The sequence below is a fragment of the Candidatus Jidaibacter acanthamoeba genome (assembly GCF_000815465.1).
GTDB lineage: Bacteria > Pseudomonadota > Alphaproteobacteria > Rickettsiales > Midichloriaceae > Jidaibacter > Jidaibacter acanthamoebae.
Genome location: NZ_JSWE01000217.1, coordinates 1 through 236, shown reverse-complemented (window position 1 = coordinate 236; position 236 = coordinate 1). Strand labels below are relative to the sequence as shown.

Sequence of the window (236 nt, the reverse complement as noted above, 5' to 3'; positions counted from 1 at the left end):
TTATATTATTACCTTTCTTCTTATTAATTAATATTGCTAGGTTTAGATGGTATATTGCATCCTTGAATTTATTCATACTGCATAATACTACCCCTAAATTACTATGTCTTACAGATGCTTCATAATGATCTTGCCCAAATATTTCCATATCAATATTTAGTGCTTTTCTTAAATGCTCTAGAATTTCTTCTTCATGATAATTGCCGCTCTTATACATAGAAAACCCTAAATGACTA

General features: G+C 28.4%; 1 protein-coding gene. It reads right to left on the bottom strand.

Annotation, left to right across the window (positions count from 1 at the left end):
• A partial coding sequence (locus NF27_RS10100; RefSeq protein WP_239647843.1) for a tetratricopeptide repeat protein occupies positions 1–217 on the bottom strand: 217 nt, incomplete at its 3' end.
• Positions 218–236: the final 19 nt, after the last annotated feature.